Below are 17,377 nucleotides of genomic sequence, written 5' to 3'. Positions count from 1 at the left end.
TTAGGGGCCGCCACTTTCGCGTCACAAGGCAGAGAAACGCGAGGTCACCTAGGGAAATATTTCGTCACGAGCCGCTTCAGCCGCGCTTTCAAACCGGTAGCTGCTGCTGCCGGGCTTGGACTGGTGGGTGCCTCGGGGTTGCCCGTCACCGGTTCCGAAACCGGTTGCGTGGTGTTCGCCGCCGCCGCGTGTCCTGCAGGGGATGGTGACCCAGCAGGTTCTGCCGCGTCCACCGGATGGCCCGCAATCGCTGTGGTGTAGCGGTCCAGCGCCACCTGGGCCACGAGCTCGGAGGGCAGCAACGGTTCGGCCACCACGTCCGCACCGGCCTTGGCCAGCTGGTCGTGGAAGTAGCCGTGGGCCAGGAGGTAGGAAGCGATGATAACCCGCCCGGAGCCCTCTCCTCCTGCGCTGCCCGGGTGTGCTGTCCTGAGGGCTGCAACAGCCTCCGGGACGGTGGGTTTTTCCGCCGCCCCGTACGCCACCACCACCTTGTTGGGCAGCAGCTTCCTGAGCTGCCGCGCGATCTCTTGGACGCTGACTGCAGCAGCCGGGTTGGACGATCCGGCGGCGGCCAGCACCACGGCGTCGTGCTCGGTGATGCCGGCCTCCCGCAGCCTCGCGTCGAGGACCTGGGCCAGCCTCGGATCTGGCCCCAGCGGCGCGGACGCCAGGCTGTGGGGCCGGGAGCCCACAGCCCGCGCAATGTCCACTTTGGTGTGGTACCCCACGCTGAGCAGGAGCGGGACCACCACGGCGGGGTCGCCGTCGGGCAGTCCGGCCACCACATCCACCAAGTCCGGCTGCTGCACATCCACGTACGCCTCGCGAATATCGAGCTCCGGGCGCAGGGCAAGCATCGCCGCGCGCAGGCCGTTGACCTCGGCGGCACCGACGTCGCTGGAGGTTCCATGGGCACAGGCAATCAGGATCGGAGTGTTCATGGGGGCTAGCGTAACGTTGGAGCCGCCCTGTCCACCTCCTTTGAATTCCCGGGATGCCGCATGACATTCTCCTTCGACGTTGCTTCGGTCTGGCTTGACCTGGCCGGCGTCTTCTTTTTCGCCGTGTCGGGGTCCTTGCTGGCGGCGCGGAAGGAATTCGACATTGTGGGGTCGCTTTTGCTGGCATCGCTGGTGGCCCTGGGCGGTGGCGTGATCCGGGACATCATCCTGAACACCGTGCCGGCGGCGTTCACCAACCCTGCCTACTTGTTGCCGCCGGTGCTGGCAACCGTCCTGGTCTACTTCTTGTTTTCCAGCGTCCAGCGCTTCACCTCGCTGTTGGTCTTGTTCGATGCCGGCGGGTTGGCATTGTTCTGCATCACTGGCACAGTGAAGGCCTTGTCGCTGGGGATGAACCCGTTCTCGGCAATCCTGCTGGGCGTCACCACGGCTGTAGGCGGCGGGCTGCTCCGCGACATCACCGCCAATGTGGTGCCGCAGCTCTTCAACAACAGGGACCTCTACGCACTGCCTGCGTTCACCGGAGCATCCCTGACCACAGTTCTGTGGCTGACGGGAACGTTCAACGGGGCGACCGCCTGCATCACGGCAGCCCTGGTATTTGGTTTCCGGCTGGCCGCGTGGAGATGGTCCTGGACGGCACCGTTGGCAGTCAACGGATGGGTGCGGAGGACAGCCGGCGGCGGCAAACGGCAGGGCGGCGATTAGCTAGGATTAGAGCATGACTGACATGTTCCTCGAGAAGTTCCGCGCGCTCGTTCCAAAGTATCTCGAGGACGAATGGCAGGATGCTGACGGCCTGCCCGCGGAGGACCTGGATGCCGCCTTGGCTGAACACCAGTTCGAGATCCCCTTGGTCCTGCGCGAGTTCTACCTGGCGCTGGGCGGCTGCGAGGACCTCATGGAGGCCTACCACTACTTCTGGGACCCGGAAGAGCTTGAGGTGGATGACGAGGGCTTCCTGATGTTCCTCGAGGATGAAGAGGAACAGTTCACCTGGGGCTTCCGCACCGCCGATCTTGGCGTCCCGGACCCCATTGTCTACCGACGTAACAATGCCCGGGCACAGTGGAAGTCGGAAGAAGGCACCTTCTCCGAGTTCGTCTTTGACATGTTCGAGTGGGCTTTCCAGGACGACGAGGACTAGCCCTTCTCTTTCCTCACTCGCCGCTCCGCTGGAATTCCCCAAGTTTGGGCTGCCGACGGCGTGTCGCCCAGTTTTGTCCGGCCGGTCGGCAGGTGCGGGATCCAAAGGTGGGGAGACTCAGCGGATCACCCTCCCTCGCAGCACCTGCTGGACCTCCCGGAGCAGCCGATCCGGGTGGTGCACCACGTCCGCGTACCCGTAGCGCAGCACAGCGTATCCACTGAGAATGCTGGCGTTGTTCCGCGACCGGTCCTTCAGGACCTGGCGCGGCTCCAGATGCGTGGCGCCATCCAACTCCACGATCAGGAAACCCTCCAGCAGGAAGTCCACAATGCCGATTCCCGGCAGGTCCACCTGGGTTTCCGTGAAGATGCCGTTGGCCCTGAACATCAACCGGCCCACCACTTCAATGGGTGAGTCCGCGGTGCCGTCCACCAGGTCCAAGACCCTCCGGGCAGCCCCGTTGCGATTGCCCGGCAGCTTGGCCCGGAGGTACTCCAGCGTGGTCACGCCCTGATTCACTGCGCACTCCACCATCACTGCGGCCTCGACGGCGGGCAGGCATCGAAGCGCGTGCAAGAGGACATCCGCGGTGCTGGCCACAGGGATGGGCTCTCTGGCCTGAACCCACGACTCCCTGTGGACGACGGCATTCGCGGGACCTGCATGCCGGCACAACAGATGAAGTCTGGTCGGTGGAAACAGGACCCACAGGCGCCGGTAGGCTGCGGCTGAGGCGCAGGTCAGCAGCCCGTTGCCCAGAACTGCTGCCACCAGGTCCGGAGCTGCTCCTTGCAGTGCCAGTACCCCGTGGCGCAGCCGCACAATCCGGCCAGCCAACACGCCGTTGCGGATGTCCCGGTCTGAGAATCCTGCCCGACGAACAGTGGCGGTGCGGGCGACGGAGCCGCTCCGGCCTAAGAACTGATTCAACGTCACCCCTCCAGCAGACGCGCTTCAACCCGCAACTGACAGGTCCGCACCTCCCTATGTGCACAACCCGGCACTGGAACTCCTCAGCTTTAGGCAGGTCCCGGCGCTGAAACTCCTCAGGTTTGGCCGGCCCGACGGCGTGTCCCCCAGTTTTGGCCGGCGAGTTGGCAGGTGCCGGATTCAAAGCAGAGGAATCTCAGCGCCAGACCTTGATGACACGCCCCGTAACAAGCATCTTGCGCGCTGTGACAAAGTTGTCATAGACTATTCACGGATCCGCTAAACGCCTCCGGCGGATCTGATGCGAACGGAGAGACAGCCCCGGTTCACGCACCACCAGCTCGTAGTGTTGCACCGAACCGGGGCTGTCGCATTTAAGAAATCGTCGCATTTAATGAAGCCCGGGAACGCAAAAGGCCCGGTGCCACTCGGCAACCGGGCCCACTACGCGAAAAATGATCAGCTGGCGCGGTCCACCACGGCCAAGGCAAAGTTTTCCAGCGAGGACTTGACCACGCCCTCGGGCAACGGCGCCAACGCGGCGATGGCTTCGGCCGCCCACCCTCGGGCCACCACCCAAGACTCAGCGGTCACCGCGTGCTCGCGCAGCCCGGCAACAGCAGCGGCCAAGGCCTCGTCAGAGGTCAGGTCGCCGTCAATGAGCTTCAAAAGGTCGACGGCGGACTGGTCGCCTGCCGCTGCATCGCGGCGCAGGAACAGGACAGGCAGTGTTGGGACTCCTTCGCGGAGGTCTGTACCGGGTGCCTTACCGGACTTCACCTTCACACCGGTCACGTCGATGACATCGTCCGCAAGCTGGAAGGCTACTCCCACCTTTTCGCCGTACTCCACGAGGACTTCCTCGTAGGCCTCATCGGCGCCGGAGAAGATCGCACCAAACTGGCCTGAGGCCGCCACCAGCGAACCGGTCTTGTCCGCGATGACCGAGAGGTAATGCTCCACTGGATCCTCATCGGGGCGCGGACCAACGGTTTCATGCAGCTGGCCCAAGCACAGCCGCTCGAAGGTGCGGGCCTGGATGCCGAGCGCACGGGAGCCCAGCTCGGAGACCAGGATGGACGCCCGGGCAAAGATGAGGTCACCGGTCAACACCGCCACGGAGTTGCCCCACACCTCGTGGGCTGTGGGCGCGCCGCGGCGGAAGGGCGCTGAGTCCATGACGTCGTCGTGATACAGGGTGGCCAGGTGGGTCAGTTCGACCACCACTGCAGACTGCACCACGGCAGGCAGTGAGGCGTCGCCCAAGTGCGCGCACAGGAGCGTCAGCAGCGGCCGGATGCGCTTGCCCCCGGCCTCAACCAGGTGACGGGAGGTAGCATCGGCCAGCGGGTCCGAGTTGGCGATGGCCTCGCGAAGCTTCTTCTCCACCTTGGCCAGGTTGTTGGTGATGGCTGGACCCAGATCGGCGTCTTCGGCGATCGCAGCAAAGCCAGCGGGGAGCTGCAGCCCGGTGGCAATGGCGCTGGTGTTCAGGGACGGCTCAACGTTGGAACTGCCATGTCCGGCATGCGTCCAGCTGTGGTCTGCGGGGTTGGTCACGGGTTAACCCTAACTTTTTGTTGCGAATACCGCTGGTTCGAAGCAGAGGGGGTATTGGATGTGGCGGGCACCAGGGATTCCAAGACCCGGATGACCCGGTCCTCGAAGCCCTTCGCTGCCGGATCCGTCAGGTTGGCGAGCAGCCGCACCACGAATTTCATCAGCATCGGGATGGGCATGCCGGTCCGCAACGCGAGCTTCATGATGGCCGGTTTCCCGATCAGGGCGGCGAAGGCGCGCCCCAACGTGAAGTGGGACCCCCATTGCCCGCGCACGTGGTCGGCGTACCGCGAAAGGTGCGCATCGGCGTCGTACGTCCCGGCAAGCCCCGAGCCCAGGGAGGCCGACCGCGAGGACGCGTCGATGATGAATTCCGCGGCGAACCGGGCCGATTCCATGGCGTAGGAGATGCCCTCGCCGTTGAAGGGCGACACCATACCGCCGGCGTCACCCAGCAAAAGCAGCCCGGGCGAATAGTGCGGGGTGCGGTTGAAGCCCATGGGCAGCGCCGCGCCGCGAATCTCGCCCACCTGGTTTTCCGGCGTGAAGCCCCATTCGGCGGGCATGCCGGCGGTCCATTCGCGCAGGACCTGCTTGTAGTCCAGTTTGCCGAATTCCTTGGACGAGTTCAGGATGCCCAGGCCAACGTTCGAGGTGCCATCGCCGACGCCGAAAATCCAGCCGTAGCCGGGCAGCAGGTTGCCGTCGCGGCCGGGAAGTTCCAGCCAGCCCTCCATCCAGTCATCGTCGGTGCGCGGGCTGGTGAAGTAGGTGCGCACGGCCACGCCGAGCGGCCGGTCGTCGCGCTTGTGCATCCCCAAGGACACGGCGGTGCGGGTGGAATTGCCGTCCGCGGCAAGCACGACGTCGGCCCGGAAGTCGCGCGTTTCGCCCGTCTTGCGTCCTGACCCATCCAGGAGCGCTGCGCGGACACCGGTCACGCGGCCGGTTTCGTCGCGGAGGGCCTCGGTGACGCTGTGCCGCTCCAGGATTTCCGCCCCGGCGCCCTGTGCGTGCCGGGCCAGTTCCTCGTCAAAACCGAGCCGGGTCCGGATCAATCCGTACTGCGGAAAATCGGAAACCTCTGGCCACGGGAGCTCGATGGTCCTGCCGCCAGCGATGAGGCGCAGTCCCTTGTTGCGCCGCCAACCATCCGATTCTGGGTGCGGCAGGCCAAGACGCTGGATCTCCCGGACCGCACGGGGCGTCAGCCCGTCCCCGCAGACTTTCTCCCGCGGGAAACTGGTCTTTTCGAGGACAGTCACCTCGATACCGGCCTTAGCCAGGTAGTAGGCGGCAGTGGATCCAGCGGGGCCGGCTCCGACAATCAGTACGTTCATGATTTAGCGAACGATGTTGCGGCGAAGCTTGGCCACGGGGCCTTTGTGCGCGGCGATGGCGGCGGCAGCGGAGTCCGGTGCGGTATCAACGGGCTTGGAGGCGCGATGGACGGCGACGATGCCACCGGTCAGGTTCCGGTAGGTGACGCTTTCCCAGCCTGATTCCTGCAGCCAAGCTGCGAGGTGGTCCTGGTCCGGCCAGGCGCGGATGGATTCTGCCAGATAGACGTAGGCGTCCGGGTTGGAGGCGACCTTCACGGCAATGGCCGGCAAGGCGCGCATCAGGTATTCCGTATACATGGTGCGCCAGAGCGGCACCACAGGCTGTGAGAATTCGGCGATGACCAGGCGGCCGCCGGGCTTGGTGACGCGCAGCATCTCCGCCAATGCCTTGCGGGGCTCGTTGACGTTGCGCAGCCCGAAGGAGATGGTGCTGGCGTCAAAGGTGTTGTCTGCGAAGGGCAGGTTGGTGGCGTCGCCTGCCACAAAGTTAATGTCTGGGCGGCGGCGCTTGCCTACTTTGAGCATGCCCAAGGAAAAATCGCAGGCAATGACGTCTATGCCGGCATCGGCATATGGCTCGCTGGAGGTGCCGGTTCCGGCGGCCAGATCCAGGACGCGGTGGCCCTTGGAGACTTCCATCGCATCGACCACGATCTTCCGCCAACGGCGGGTCTGCCCCATGGAGAGGACATCGTTGACGACGTCGTACTTAGGTGCGACATCGTCAAACATTGTGGCTACTTCGTCCGGACGCTTATCCAAGGATGCTCGGTTCACGTTCCTATTGTCTCAAATCTTCGGCCAGCTGCGGACCAACGCGAATTCCTGCCCGCTCGCGGGTCCCGTCAGGCGGCATGGCACGCGGGAGTAGTGTTGTCTCATCATGACGAGCACGCTCCGCACCCTGACAGTCCCCCTGGATGGAAAAACCCTCACAGCGGGGCTGCCGTCATTTCTGGTCCGGGACGACATCCTCTGCTGGACCCGGCGCGAAGCTGGCCTGGTGGGCTTCGGCGAAATCACCCGCTTCACCGCCAGCGGCCCCGACCGTTTCCTGGAGGCGGACATCTGGTGGCGGCACGTGGTCCTTGAGGCTGAAGTCGCCGACGCCGTCCAGCTCCCCGGCACCGGGCCGATGGCTTTCGGCTCCTTCGCCTTCTCCAAAACCTCCGCGCACAGGTCCCGGTTGATCGTGCCGGAGATCGTGGTGGGCGTGCGTGATGGCCGCGCCTGGCTCACCCAATTAACGTTCGACGACGGCCCGCTCACCGAGGCCGGCGCACTCGCCGCCCTGCAGCGCTGGCTCAGTGAGGGCCAGGTGGGTGCCGTCGCGCCCGATCTGGGCGGCGGCGCTGAGCTTCCCGCTGGTGCGGTGGCCGCGGCGCCTGGTGCCGGCGTCGTCCGCGTCAACGAGTCCGGCAGCGAACCTGTGGTGCAGCCGAAACTGGAATCTGGGTCCCTCAGCGAGCCCGACTGGATGGCTGCCGTGACGGCTGGCGTGGCCGAAATCCGGACTGGCGCGTTGGAAAAATTGGTGCTGGCCCGCGATGTGGTGGCCACACTGCCCGATGGCGTCAGCGCGGCAGAGGTGCTGCGCCAGCTGGCAAGTGGCTACCGGGAATGCTGGACATACGGCGTCGACGGGCTGGTGGGCTCTACTCCGGAAATGCTCATCCAGGTGGAGGGGCGAACCGCGCAGGCACGGGTCCTGGCGGGGACGCTTGACCGACGCGACGCCGAGGGCATGCCCGGCTCGCCCATGGATTTTGCCGAGCGCGTCTTGGCGGGGTCCGAGAAGCAACGGCACGAGCATCAGATCGCTATCCAATCGCTGACCACCCAGCTGGCCCCGTTCTCCGAGGCCATGAATGCCCATGACGAGCCGTTCATCCTGGAACTTCCCAACGTCTGGCACCTGGCGTCCGATGTGAAGGCTGAGCTCGCCGAAGTGGAGGGCCATGTGCCCACGTGCCTGGCGCTGATCAACGCGTTGCACCCAACTGCTGCCGTCTGCGGTACACCTACCCAGCTTGCAGGTGCCCTGATCCGCAAGCTCGAACATATGGACCGTGGGCCATATGCCGGGCCGGTGGGCTGGCTGGACGCTGCAGGCAATGGCGAATGGGGCATTGCGCTGCGCGGGGCCGTTATCGAATCCGCTGACACCGTGCGTTTGTATGCCGGGTGCGGCATCGTGGAGGGTTCCGTGCCGGAGATGGAGCTTGCGGAGACTTGGGCTAAGTTCCGGCCGATGCTGGAGGCGTTGGGGATTAACCGCTGACGTCCGCACCCCCTTATGGGGGAGATACGGGATTACAGACACCGGCTCTCAGGAGGTCTTGAAATCGGTTGTGATTTAGTTATCCAATAGTGAATCGATGTTTCCTGTGACGTACATCTCAAGATGGGCGCTACACTATGAACCGATTTAGTACCGCACACTCCTGCAACAAAAGGTAAGAAACATGCAGCTCAAGTCCCTGGCCGCGGCCAAAGTAACCGCCAAGGCAGCAGCACTCCTGGCCGTCGGCGCCCTCACCCTCACGGCCTGCACCAACGCTTCCGAGCAGGGCAGCACCAACCCCGGCCCGTCCGGCAGTGCCAGCGCGAGTTTTGACCCCACCACCGTCCAGAAGGACGACTCGCTTGCAGCGATGGTCCCCGCGTCGATCAAAGCCAAGGGCACCCTGACGGTCGGTTCAGACACCTCCTACGCGCCTGCCGAGTTCCTGGGCACTGACGGCCAGACGCCCGTTGGCTACGACGTGGACATTGCCAAGGCCATCGGCGCCACGCTGGGCTTGAAGGTGGAGGTGCAGACCGCTGAGTTCACCGGCATCCTGCCTGCGCTCGGCCCCAAGTACGACCTTGGCATTTCTTCCTTCACCATCAACCCCGAGCGCCTTGAAGCCGTCAACATGGTCAGCTACTTCAACGCAGGCACCCAGTGGGCTGTCCAGAAGGGTAACCCGAAGAGCTTCTCCCTCGACGACGTCTGCGGCAAGTCCGTGGGCGTCCAGACCGGCACCGTCCAGGAAGATCCGGACTTGGCCGAGCGGTCCGCCAAGTGTGTTGCAGACGGCAAGAAGGCAATCGACATTGTCACGCTGAAAAACCAGACGGACGTTACCACCCGCCTGGTCAACGGCAGCATCGACGCCATGGCCGCCGACTCCCCCATCATTGGCTACGCCCTGACCCAGACCAACGGCCAGATCGAGAAGCTCGGCGATGTCTACGACGGAGCGCCGCAGGGCATCGCCGTGGCGAAGGCTGACACCGAACTCGCCACCCTGATCCAGAAGACGCTGACCAAGATGATGGACGACGGTTCGTACAAAAAGATCCTGACCGGCTGGGGCAACGAGGCTGGTGCCATCACCACGTCTGAAGTTAACCCGGCGGCCCAATCTTGAGCCAGCCCGCCACGGGGACTCCTCCGGCAGGAAACCCGGCGCCTGAGCTGAACAACGCAGTACCGGTTCGTCACCCTGGCCGCTGGATCAGCGCCGTCGTCATTATTGGTGTCCTGTTCCTGCTTATCCAGAGCATGTTCACCAACCCCAACTTCCGCTGGGACGTGGTGGGGACGTACATCCTGGACGTCAAAGTGGTGCAGGGGGTGGGCTGGACGCTGATCCTGACGGTCGCGTCGATGCTGATCGCCATTGTGCTGGCCATTGTGCTTGCCGTGATGCGCCAGTCCGGAAACCCCGTGCTGCGCTACACGGCATGGCTGTGGGTGTGGTTTTTCCGTGGCACCCCCGTCTACACCCAGTTGGCCTTCTGGGGCCTGATTTCGGTCCTCTACCCGAAGATCAGTGCTGGCGTTCCTTTCGGTCCAGAGCTGTTCAGTATCGATACCAGCACCGTGGTGACGGTCTTGGTGGCGGCCATCCTGGGCCTTGGCCTGAACGAATCTGCCTACCTGGCCGAAATTTTCCGGGCTGGCCTGAAGTCCGTGGATAAAGGCCAGACAGAAGCGGCACAGGCCCTGGGAATGAGTGACACCAAGATCATGTGGCGGATCATCCTGCCCCAGGCCATGCGCATCATCGTTCCCCCCACAGGGAACGAAACGATCGGCATGCTCAAGACCACGTCCCTGGTCCTGGCAGTTCCCTTCACCTTGGACCTGACATTCGCCACGAACGCCCTGGCCAACAGGATTTACCTGCCTGTTCCGCTGCTGATCGTGGCCGCCATCTGGTACCTGGTCATCACCAGCCTCCTCATGGTGGGCCAGCACTACATTGAGGCCTACTACGGCCGTGGCGTCGACAACCTGGCGCCGGCCGCTATCAAACCGGACAAAACCAAGGCCGGCCACCGCGCCGCTGTTGGTCCCGGCGACGACCTCCCCAAGGAAGCCACAAAATGACAGTTGCTGACCGTGAGCCCCTTGTCCGGATCGAGGGTCTCCATAAGTTCTTCGGCCACCACCATGTGCTGCGCGGAATCGACCTGACCGTTGGCCGCGGCGAAGTCTCAGTGGTCATTGGCCCCTCCGGCTCCGGTAAATCCACCATGCTCCGCTGCGTCAACTTGCTGGAGACCATCAGTGCAGGCCGCATCACCGTGGGCGACGAACTGATCGGCTACCGTGAGGTCAACGGTCGGCTGCACGACCGCAAGGTCAAGGAGATCGCTGCCCAGCGCCGGGAAATCGGCATGGTGTTCCAGCGATTCAACCTCTTCCCGCACAAGACCGCCCTGCAAAACGTCATGGAGGCACCCGTTCAAGTCAAGGGCGTCAACAAGGCCGCTGCCCGGAAACAAGCGCTTGAGCTGTTGGAGCGGGTGGGCTTGGCTGATCGCTCGGGGCACTACCCGTCCCAGCTCTCCGGCGGCCAGCAGCAGCGAGTAGCTATTGCCCGCGCATTGGCCATGGAGCCTGAACTGATGCTCTTTGACGAACCAACGTCTGCGCTTGACCCCGAACTGGTGGGTGAAGTGCTGACCGTGATGAAGGACCTGGCCGAGTCCGGCATGACCATGATTGTGGTGACCCACGAGATCGGCTTCGCCCGCGAAGTGGGCGACACGTTGACCTTCATGGACGCCGGAGTTGTGGTGGAATCGGGGGACCCCCGCGCCATCATCGCCAACCCCCAACACGCCCGCACCAAGGAATTCCTGGGCCGGGTGCTCTAACAACCTCGTCACAAGAAAAAGCGGGACTGCCGGTCATAGCAGTCCCGCTTTTTTGCGTTTAGCCATTTCAGCGCGCTGGCAGTACGCCTTCAGCCGCCACGGCTACGGCCTGGGAGATGTTGGCATGGAGGGCGCGCAGGGCACTGCGGTCCGCTTGGACCTCGATGATGCTCCGCCCCGAAACGGGACGCGCCAAAGCCTGCGCCAGCCCCGCCGTCGTGGTGACCAGGGAATGCTCGACGCCGTACGCCGCCGCGAGTGCCGCGAGGTTGACAGCGTGCGGGGTTCCGAACAGCCGTTCGACGGCGCCCGCGTACGTCCCCGCTGCCGAGACTTGGCCGTGCTCCAGGAGGTCGAAAATGGCACCGCCGGCATCGTTGAGGACCACGATCCGCAGGTTTGGCTGGTCCTCGCCATGGCCCAGGAAGAGCCCACCGGCGTCGTGCAGGAAAGTGATATCGCCCATCAGCGCCGTGGTGGGCTGGTCGGCGCCGATCGCGATTCCCGTGGCGGTAGAGATCGTGCCGTCGATGCCAGCAAGTCCCCGGTTCGCAAAGACGGTCGCTGCAGGTTGCGTCGCGGGCACGCCAGCCAGGTCCACGTCCCGGATGCCGTTGGAGGACCCCAGAAGGAGTTGTCCCCGGGCATGCTTCCAGACCAGCGCCGCCACGGATGGGCCGGTGGCCGCCGCCGTGTCCGCAAGTATGCCGTCAAGGGCATGTTGAGCTGCCGACCCGGCAAGCAGCCACGCATCGAGCCACTCCGGCGCTCCTCGACCGGCGAAATCCGCCAGGTCTGCAAGGCTTTCCAGTACCAGCTCCGTCCGCCGGCCCGGTTCAAACCAGGCCACGGGAACGGGCGCATAGAGGGCCGACGGAATCTCGGCGCGCGCAAGGAGTGAGGCCACCGGACGGGTCAGGGTCGCCCGGCCAAAGAGGATCACCCGCTCGATCGGCTGGGCGGCGCGATCGCCGAAGTGCTCCAGGAGCAGCCGGTACGGGCCCACGGCGTTGGGACCGAAACGCGCGTTGGACGACGGCTCGGCCAGCAGCGGCAGGCCGTGCGCCCGGGCGAAGGCCTCGGCGACCGGACCGGCGTCGTGTCCGGCCAGCACCACCGTCCGCCGGACCGGAAGCCCCGTCGAGGCGGCCGGCAGGTTCATGACCAGGGGTTCCGTGGCGATCCGGAACCTTTGCCTGGCCGCCTGCTCGGGAAGGGTGTCGCCGGTGCCGGGTACCAGCGGGTCCCGGAAGGCGAGATTCAGTTGGACAGGCCCGGGCGGGATGGTGGCGAGGGCTCCCGTGGCGGCGGACAGGCCAGTCCGGATTGCCCGCTCGGGATCGCTACCAGCAGCGATATCTGCGGCGAACCGGACATGGTCGCCAAAGAGGTCGGTCTGCACCGTGGTCTGGTTGGCTCCCGTTCCGCGCAATTCGTCCGGCCGGTCAGCGGACAGCACCAGCAACGGCACGGCGGCGTGGTTTGCCTCCATGACGGCCGGGATGAGATTCCCGACGGCGGTCCCAGACGTGGTGAGCACCGCCGTCGGGGAGCCCGTTGCCAGGGCTAAGCCCAACGCCGTGAACCCGGCGGCCCGCTCGTCAATGCGGACCATCAGCTCAACCCGACCCGCGGTCGACGCCTCCGCCAGCGCATATGCCAGCGGTGCGGACCGCGAACCCGGGCTGACCACCACGTGCTGCACACCGCCGTCGAGCAGCGTTTCGACGGCACGTCGCGCCGCTTCCATGGCACTGAGCTGCGGCAATTCGGGCGTAGGTTGGGGGGCTGGTTCGTTGCGCGAAGTCACTACTCCAGTGTCCCACCCGGCCAACCCTCCCGGAGAACCCGCAGGCAAGAGCCCATCCCTCCCGGAGAACCCGCAGGCAAGAGCCCATCCCTCCCGGAGATCCTGCGGGCGAGAGCCCACCAGATCTCCGGGAGCGTCGGCCAGCAGTACAGCTAGCCGCGGAAAACCTGGATGACGGCGGGACGGGGAATCCGGGCCTGCCCCTGCTTCGGCTTGGCGCCTTCACGCACGTAATCCGGGAAGTACGACGTCTGGGCCGCGAACGAACCGTTCTCCCCCGGGTGCTGCACGGCGACGAAAACGCTGCCCTCGTCGTCGTGCACGATGGGTCCGCAGGTTTCGGCTTCGCGGGGGACGGCGAGGAATTGTTCCACCCTGCCGCGTTCCTTACCGTCCAGGGTGACCTTGAACAGGCCGTCCGCGCGGCCAATGCCCGACGGCGCCCCATCCGTTGAGATCCACAGGTTGCCCACGGAGTCGAAGGCCAGGTTGTCGGGGCAGGAAATCGGCGACACCTTGTCCACGGGGAAGCCGGAGAAGTAGGTGACGTCGCCCTGGGCTGGGTCCCCGCAGACCATCAGCAGGTTCCACTGGAACTTCGTGGACGTCTGGTCGCCGGTTTCGGTGATCTCCACGATGTGGCCGTCGCGGTTTTGGTTGCGCGGGTTGACCTCGGTGGCGGCTTCCTTGGTGCCGGTGCCGCGGTCCGAGTTGTTGGTGCAGGCCACGTAGACCTTGCCGGTGCGGAGGCTCGGTTCCACGTCTTCGCAGCGGTCCATCTTGGTGGGGCCCACTTTGTCGGCGGCCAGGCGGGTGTAGACCAGGACTTCTTCGACGCTCATGCCGGGAACGGCGGACTTGCCATCCACCACCAGCGGCAGCCATTCGCCGACGCCGTCGAACGATCCGTCAGCCGGGACCGCACCCGTACCGGTGATCTCGGCGGCCGGTGAGTTGCCCGTGAACTTCGCGACGTAAAGGTTGCCTGCGGACAGGAGCGTCATGTTGTGCTTGCGATCGCCCTCCCGGTACTTCTGGGCAGAGACGAACTTGTAAAGGTAGTCGAAGCGCTCGTCGTCGCCCGAGTAGGCCACCACATGACCGGACTTGGCCACGATGACGTTGGCGCTTTCGTGCTTGAACCGGCCCAAGGATGAGTGCTTTTTCGGGGTCGAGGTGGGGTCGAACGGGTCAACCTCAACGATCCAGCCGAACCGGTTGGCCTCGTTTTCGTAGCCTGCGTTGCGGGTGTCCCAGCGCGGGTCGTCGAGCTCCCACTGCCGGGCGGTCGGCTTGGCGCTGAGCCCGTAGCGCGCATCGCCGGCTGAGGTTCCGGGTGCCACAAAGTAGCCGTTGAAGTTTTCCTCACCGGAGAGGATGGTGCCCCAGGGCGTGGTCCCGCCCGAGCAGTTGCCCAGGGTCCCCAGGATGGTGCGCCCGGCCGGATCCTGGACGGTCCGGACCAGCGGCGAGCCCGCTACCGGACCGGTCAGCTCATATTTGGTGTTGTTCAGGTAGCGGCGGTTGAGCCGTGCGCCCTGGACGTAGCTCCACGGCTTGTTGCTGTTCTTGCGCTCGAGTTCCACGACGGAGAGGCCGTGCGCGGCTGCCCCCACGGCCCGCACGTCGCCCGCCGGCATGGTGGCCGGGAACATGATGTTCTCGTTGGTGTATTCGTGGTTGGCGAACAACACCGCGCGCCTGCCCTTGCTGCCGGGAATTTCCAGGATGTCGGTGTAGTCGTTGTTGTAACCGAACTGCCCCTCCTGGGCCGCCGCAGTCTGGTTGTTCGCATCGAAACGAGGCGAGTTCTTGAAAATTGGGTCGCCCCAGCGGATCACCGGCTGCCAGGTGAAGCCCTTCGGGACCGTCACAGCATCCACGCTGGCATCGATCGAGGCAATGGCGTTGAACTTGAGCTTGGACTTCCCGTAGCCGTCTTTGGCTGCGGCAGACAGTCCGGCGGCGGAGGCCGGTTCTGCGGACGTCACGGCGGAACCGAGGACGACGGCGACTGCACCGGCGGCGCCCAATCCGAGGGCGGAGCGGCGGGACAGGGTCGCGGAGGCGATGTCGCGGAAGTAGGCGTTGGAGCTGGTGTTGCACACGTCGTTGGCGCAGGCGTTGTCGCACTTCAGGGCGCAGGTCACGGCACTGCGCTTGCCTTTGGTGTGGCCGAGCATGGGAAGCAGCGGGAACGTGCGATCAGTTGTTTCAGACATCGGGGAGCCTTCCGGGGGGAGGTGGGAACCCGTCCACCGTGCCAGCCGCGCCCGTCCCCCAGCAGTCGCCTACGTGGCGCCCAGGTTAATTGCGGGTGGCGTTCAGGCGTCTGGCAGAACCGCCGGCCGCCACCACCGCATGCACCCGACGCAACCGCTCAACCCACCAATCTCTGCGTTCCGCCGACGCCGCGAACCGCTCCAGCAGCCCGGCGTCCGGGACGGCATCGCGGAGGCTGATGCCGCCGTCGTCGGCCACCAGGGGGTCTGCCGTGATGTCCGATTCGAAGAGCGACACCGTGCCCAACCCGCAGGCATACGGCAGGTTCGGGAGCGCGGCGGCGAGCGCCAGCCCGGCGCGGATCCCCACGGACGTGTCCAGGGCGGAACTCACGACGGCGGGAAGTCCAGCCTGCGACACGATGTCCAGGGCGCGCCGTACGCCGCCCAGGGGGGCCACCTTGACGACGATCAGGTCCGCCGCGCCAGCACGCGCCACCTTAAGCGGGTCATCTTCCTTGCGGACACTTTCGTCCGCTGCAATCAACACGGGCGTGCCCGCTGCCTGCAGCAGGGCTCGGACTTGGGCCAAACCGTCGATGCTGGGGACCGGTTGCTCTGCATACTCCAGCCCCACGTCAGCGAGTCGGGTCAGGGCGGTCACGGCGGCGGCAACGTCCCAGCCTGCGTTCGCGTCAACGCGGATGGCGGCGTGCGGCAAGGCCGCGCGGACAGCCGAAACGCGGGCGACGTCGTCGGCCAGCTCCTGCCCCTGCTCCGCCACCTTGACCTTGACGGCGTCGACTCGGCCAAACCGGGCCAGAAGGTCGGCAACCCTGTCCGCCGGGATGGCTGGAACTGTCGCGTTGATGGGGATCCGCTGCCGAACGGTAGCTGGGAAGCCCACCCAGGCCGCCTCGATCGCGGCGTCCAACCAACGGGACGACTCGGCGTCGCCGTATTCGGGGAAGGGGCAAAACTCGCCCCACCCGGCTGGGCCGCGCAGCAGCAACGTTTCGCGTTCCATGATTCCGCGAAAACGGACCCGCATGGGCAGGCTGACCACATGGACGCTGCCCAGAATCTCCTCGAAGGAAGGAAGGTGCTGGGTCTGGTCCGGCAGGCCGGTTGGCGTCAGGGGCTCGGCGGCAGGCATGGCTTCACTGTACCTGCGGCGGTCCGCGGGCGCCGGTCCCCCAGCGGTCAGCCAACGAGCCCACTCCCAGTTTTCTGTGCCACCCTTAACTAATGGCCGTTTCGCACTCAGCACGATCCAAGACCTCAGCCCGCCCCGCTCCGGGCTCGGGCTTGCTCTTCGTGCTCGCAACCCTGGCCTGCGTCGCGGGACTGATCGGGACCTACTATTTCTTCGTCCAGACCACCACCGGCCAGTACATTGACGAGTCCGCGCTCGTGGAGGCCGCCGCCATCAGCGCACAGGCTGGCCAAGCCAGCACCCAGCTGCTCGATTCCCTGCCAGCAATATCCTTGGTGGGTTCGGCCATCGTGGCCCTCTTCGTGACGGTGATTCGACGGCGGTGGGCCGAGGCGGGAATCGCTGTCGCTGCCTGTATCGGTGCCAACGCAGCCACCCAGGTCCTCAAGGAATTCTTACCGATTCGGCCAGACCGCGGTGTGGTCACCCTGGAACTGAACTCGCTCCCGTCCGGCCACACAACCCTTGCTGCGTCCGCGGCGGCCGCGTTGTTCCTGATGTCATCGCCCAAGTGGCGGCCCTTCGCCGGGTTCGTTGGCGGCACCTTTGCCATCGCATCCGGCGCGTCCACCGTCATCAACCAATGGCATCGTCCGGCCGACGTCATTGCCGCATTTCTGTTGGTGGGCGCCTTCATGATCCCCGCAGGGTGGCTTGTGGTCCGGCGCGGTTCGTGGAATTCGTGGGACGGGTTCGGCGGGCACCTCGGCTCGGCGCGCATCTGGATCACGCTCCCGGTACTGATTGGTCTGGCGTGGGCTCTCGTGGCGGTCTATTCACTCGCCCGTATAGCACCAAGCCCTTGGCAGCAAGTCAGCGTCACCAACTATTTCTGGGCTGGAATCGCGCTGATCGTCATCGCCGGCTATCTAGCCACCGTGGCCGTCACCGCTCTCTTTGCCTACGCCGTCCGACGCCGGTCCGCAACAACTCCCTGACGCGGGGCCCGGGACGAACTCGAGGACTTCCCCACCAAAACTGACGAAACCTTGATGAATTCCAGCCCATTTTCTTGAGCCGCGAGCAC

General features: G+C 65.2%; 15 protein-coding genes. 7 read left to right on the top strand and 8 right to left on the bottom strand.

The window, feature by feature from the left end; genetic code table 11:
- Positions 1 to 44 precede the first annotated feature (44 nt).
- Complete coding sequence (locus PSET11_RS07210; RefSeq protein WP_124091423.1) at positions 45 to 944, bottom strand: sirohydrochlorin chelatase; 900 nt, start codon at positions 942 to 944, stop codon at positions 45 to 47.
- Positions 945 to 1,004: 60 nt separating this feature from the next.
- Between PSET11_RS07210 and PSET11_RS07205 the strand changes: the two genes are divergently transcribed.
- The gene (locus tag PSET11_RS07205; protein ID WP_124091422.1) at positions 1,005 to 1,673 is read left to right on the top strand and encodes a trimeric intracellular cation channel family protein; all 669 of its coding nucleotides are present in this window, start codon (positions 1,005 to 1,007) and stop codon (positions 1,671 to 1,673) included.
- A gap of 13 nt (positions 1,674 to 1,686) precedes the next feature.
- A complete protein-coding gene (locus tag PSET11_RS07200) occupies positions 1,687 to 2,112 on the top strand; it encodes a hypothetical protein (protein ID WP_124091421.1) in 426 nt (141 codons plus the stop codon).
- Between the two features lie 117 nt (positions 2,113 to 2,229).
- Here PSET11_RS07200 and PSET11_RS07195 read toward each other — a convergent pair whose 3' ends face one another.
- The 4 genes from PSET11_RS07195 to PSET11_RS07180 form a co-directional block, all read right to left on the bottom strand.
- The gene (locus PSET11_RS07195) at positions 2,230 to 3,051 is read right to left on the bottom strand and encodes a type IV toxin-antitoxin system AbiEi family antitoxin domain-containing protein (protein ID WP_124091420.1); all 822 of its coding nucleotides are present in this window, start codon (positions 3,049 to 3,051) and stop codon (positions 2,230 to 2,232) included.
- A gap of 453 nt (positions 3,052 to 3,504) precedes the next feature.
- On the bottom strand, positions 3,505 to 4,605 hold the full coding sequence (locus PSET11_RS07190) for a polyprenyl synthetase family protein (RefSeq protein WP_124091419.1): 1,101 nt from the start codon (positions 4,603 to 4,605) through the stop codon (positions 3,505 to 3,507).
- A complete protein-coding gene (locus tag PSET11_RS07185) occupies positions 4,602 to 5,945 on the bottom strand; it encodes a geranylgeranyl reductase family protein (RefSeq protein WP_124091418.1) in 1,344 nt (447 codons plus the stop codon). Before PSET11_RS07185 ends, PSET11_RS07190 begins: the two co-directional genes overlap by 4 nt.
- A 3-nt stretch (positions 5,946 to 5,948) precedes the next feature.
- Positions 5,949 to 6,725 (bottom strand): demethylmenaquinone methyltransferase, encoded by a 777-nt coding sequence (locus tag PSET11_RS07180; protein WP_238989069.1) that lies wholly within the window; start codon positions 6,723 to 6,725, stop codon positions 5,949 to 5,951.
- A 106-nt stretch (positions 6,726 to 6,831) separates the two neighbouring features.
- On the opposite strand from PSET11_RS07180, the gene PSET11_RS07175 reads away from it, so the two are divergent.
- The 4 genes from PSET11_RS07175 (at position 6,832) to PSET11_RS07160 (ending at position 11,102) form a co-directional block, all read left to right on the top strand.
- A complete protein-coding gene (locus PSET11_RS07175) occupies positions 6,832 to 8,229 on the top strand; it encodes an isochorismate synthase (protein WP_124091417.1) in 1,398 nt (465 codons plus the stop codon).
- A 184-nt stretch (positions 8,230 to 8,413) separates the two neighbouring features.
- The gene (locus tag PSET11_RS07170; RefSeq protein ID WP_124091416.1) at positions 8,414 to 9,364 is read left to right on the top strand and encodes an ABC transporter substrate-binding protein; all 951 of its coding nucleotides are present in this window, start codon (positions 8,414 to 8,416) and stop codon (positions 9,362 to 9,364) included.
- The gene (locus tag PSET11_RS07165; RefSeq protein ID WP_124091415.1) at positions 9,361 to 10,329 is read left to right on the top strand and encodes an amino acid ABC transporter permease; all 969 of its coding nucleotides are present in this window, start codon (positions 9,361 to 9,363) and stop codon (positions 10,327 to 10,329) included. The genes PSET11_RS07170 and PSET11_RS07165 overlap by 4 nt, the downstream gene beginning before the upstream one ends.
- Positions 10,326 to 11,102, top strand: coding sequence for an amino acid ABC transporter ATP-binding protein (locus PSET11_RS07160; RefSeq protein ID WP_124091414.1), 777 nt, complete (start codon positions 10,326 to 10,328; stop codon positions 11,100 to 11,102). Before PSET11_RS07165 ends, PSET11_RS07160 begins: the two co-directional genes overlap by 4 nt.
- Positions 11,103 to 11,169: 67 nt before the next feature.
- Here PSET11_RS07160 and menD read toward each other — a convergent pair whose 3' ends face one another.
- From menD to PSET11_RS07145, 3 genes are all read right to left on the bottom strand, one after another.
- Positions 11,170 to 12,852 carry a 2-succinyl-5-enolpyruvyl-6-hydroxy-3-cyclohexene-1-carboxylic-acid synthase gene (menD, locus tag PSET11_RS07155; protein WP_124091479.1) on the bottom strand — a complete coding sequence of 561 codons (1,683 nt, stop codon included), beginning with the start codon at positions 12,850 to 12,852 and terminating at the stop codon, positions 11,170 to 11,172.
- Between the two features lie 212 nt (positions 12,853 to 13,064).
- Positions 13,065 to 15,134, bottom strand: coding sequence for a PhoX family protein (locus tag PSET11_RS07150; protein WP_124091413.1), 2,070 nt, complete (start codon positions 15,132 to 15,134; stop codon positions 13,065 to 13,067).
- 85 nt (positions 15,135 to 15,219) lie between these two features.
- Entirely contained in the window at positions 15,220 to 16,290 is a 1,071-nt protein-coding gene (locus PSET11_RS07145) for an o-succinylbenzoate synthase (protein ID WP_124091412.1), read from the bottom strand.
- Positions 16,291 to 16,382: 92 nt separating this feature from the next.
- Here PSET11_RS07145 and PSET11_RS07140 point away from each other — a divergent pair, with 92 nt between their 5' ends.
- Entirely contained in the window at positions 16,383 to 17,288 is a 906-nt protein-coding gene (locus PSET11_RS07140) for a phosphatase PAP2 family protein (protein WP_124091411.1), read from the top strand.
- The last annotated feature ends 89 nt before the right edge of the window (positions 17,289 to 17,377 follow it).

Origin of the sequence: Arthrobacter ulcerisalmonis (assembly GCF_900609065.1) — a bacterium.
Lineage (GTDB): Bacteria > Actinomycetota > Actinomycetes > Actinomycetales > Micrococcaceae > Arthrobacter > Arthrobacter ulcerisalmonis.
The sequence above is the reverse complement of the archived record's forward strand: the minus strand, read 5'-3'. Positions and strand labels throughout refer to the sequence as shown.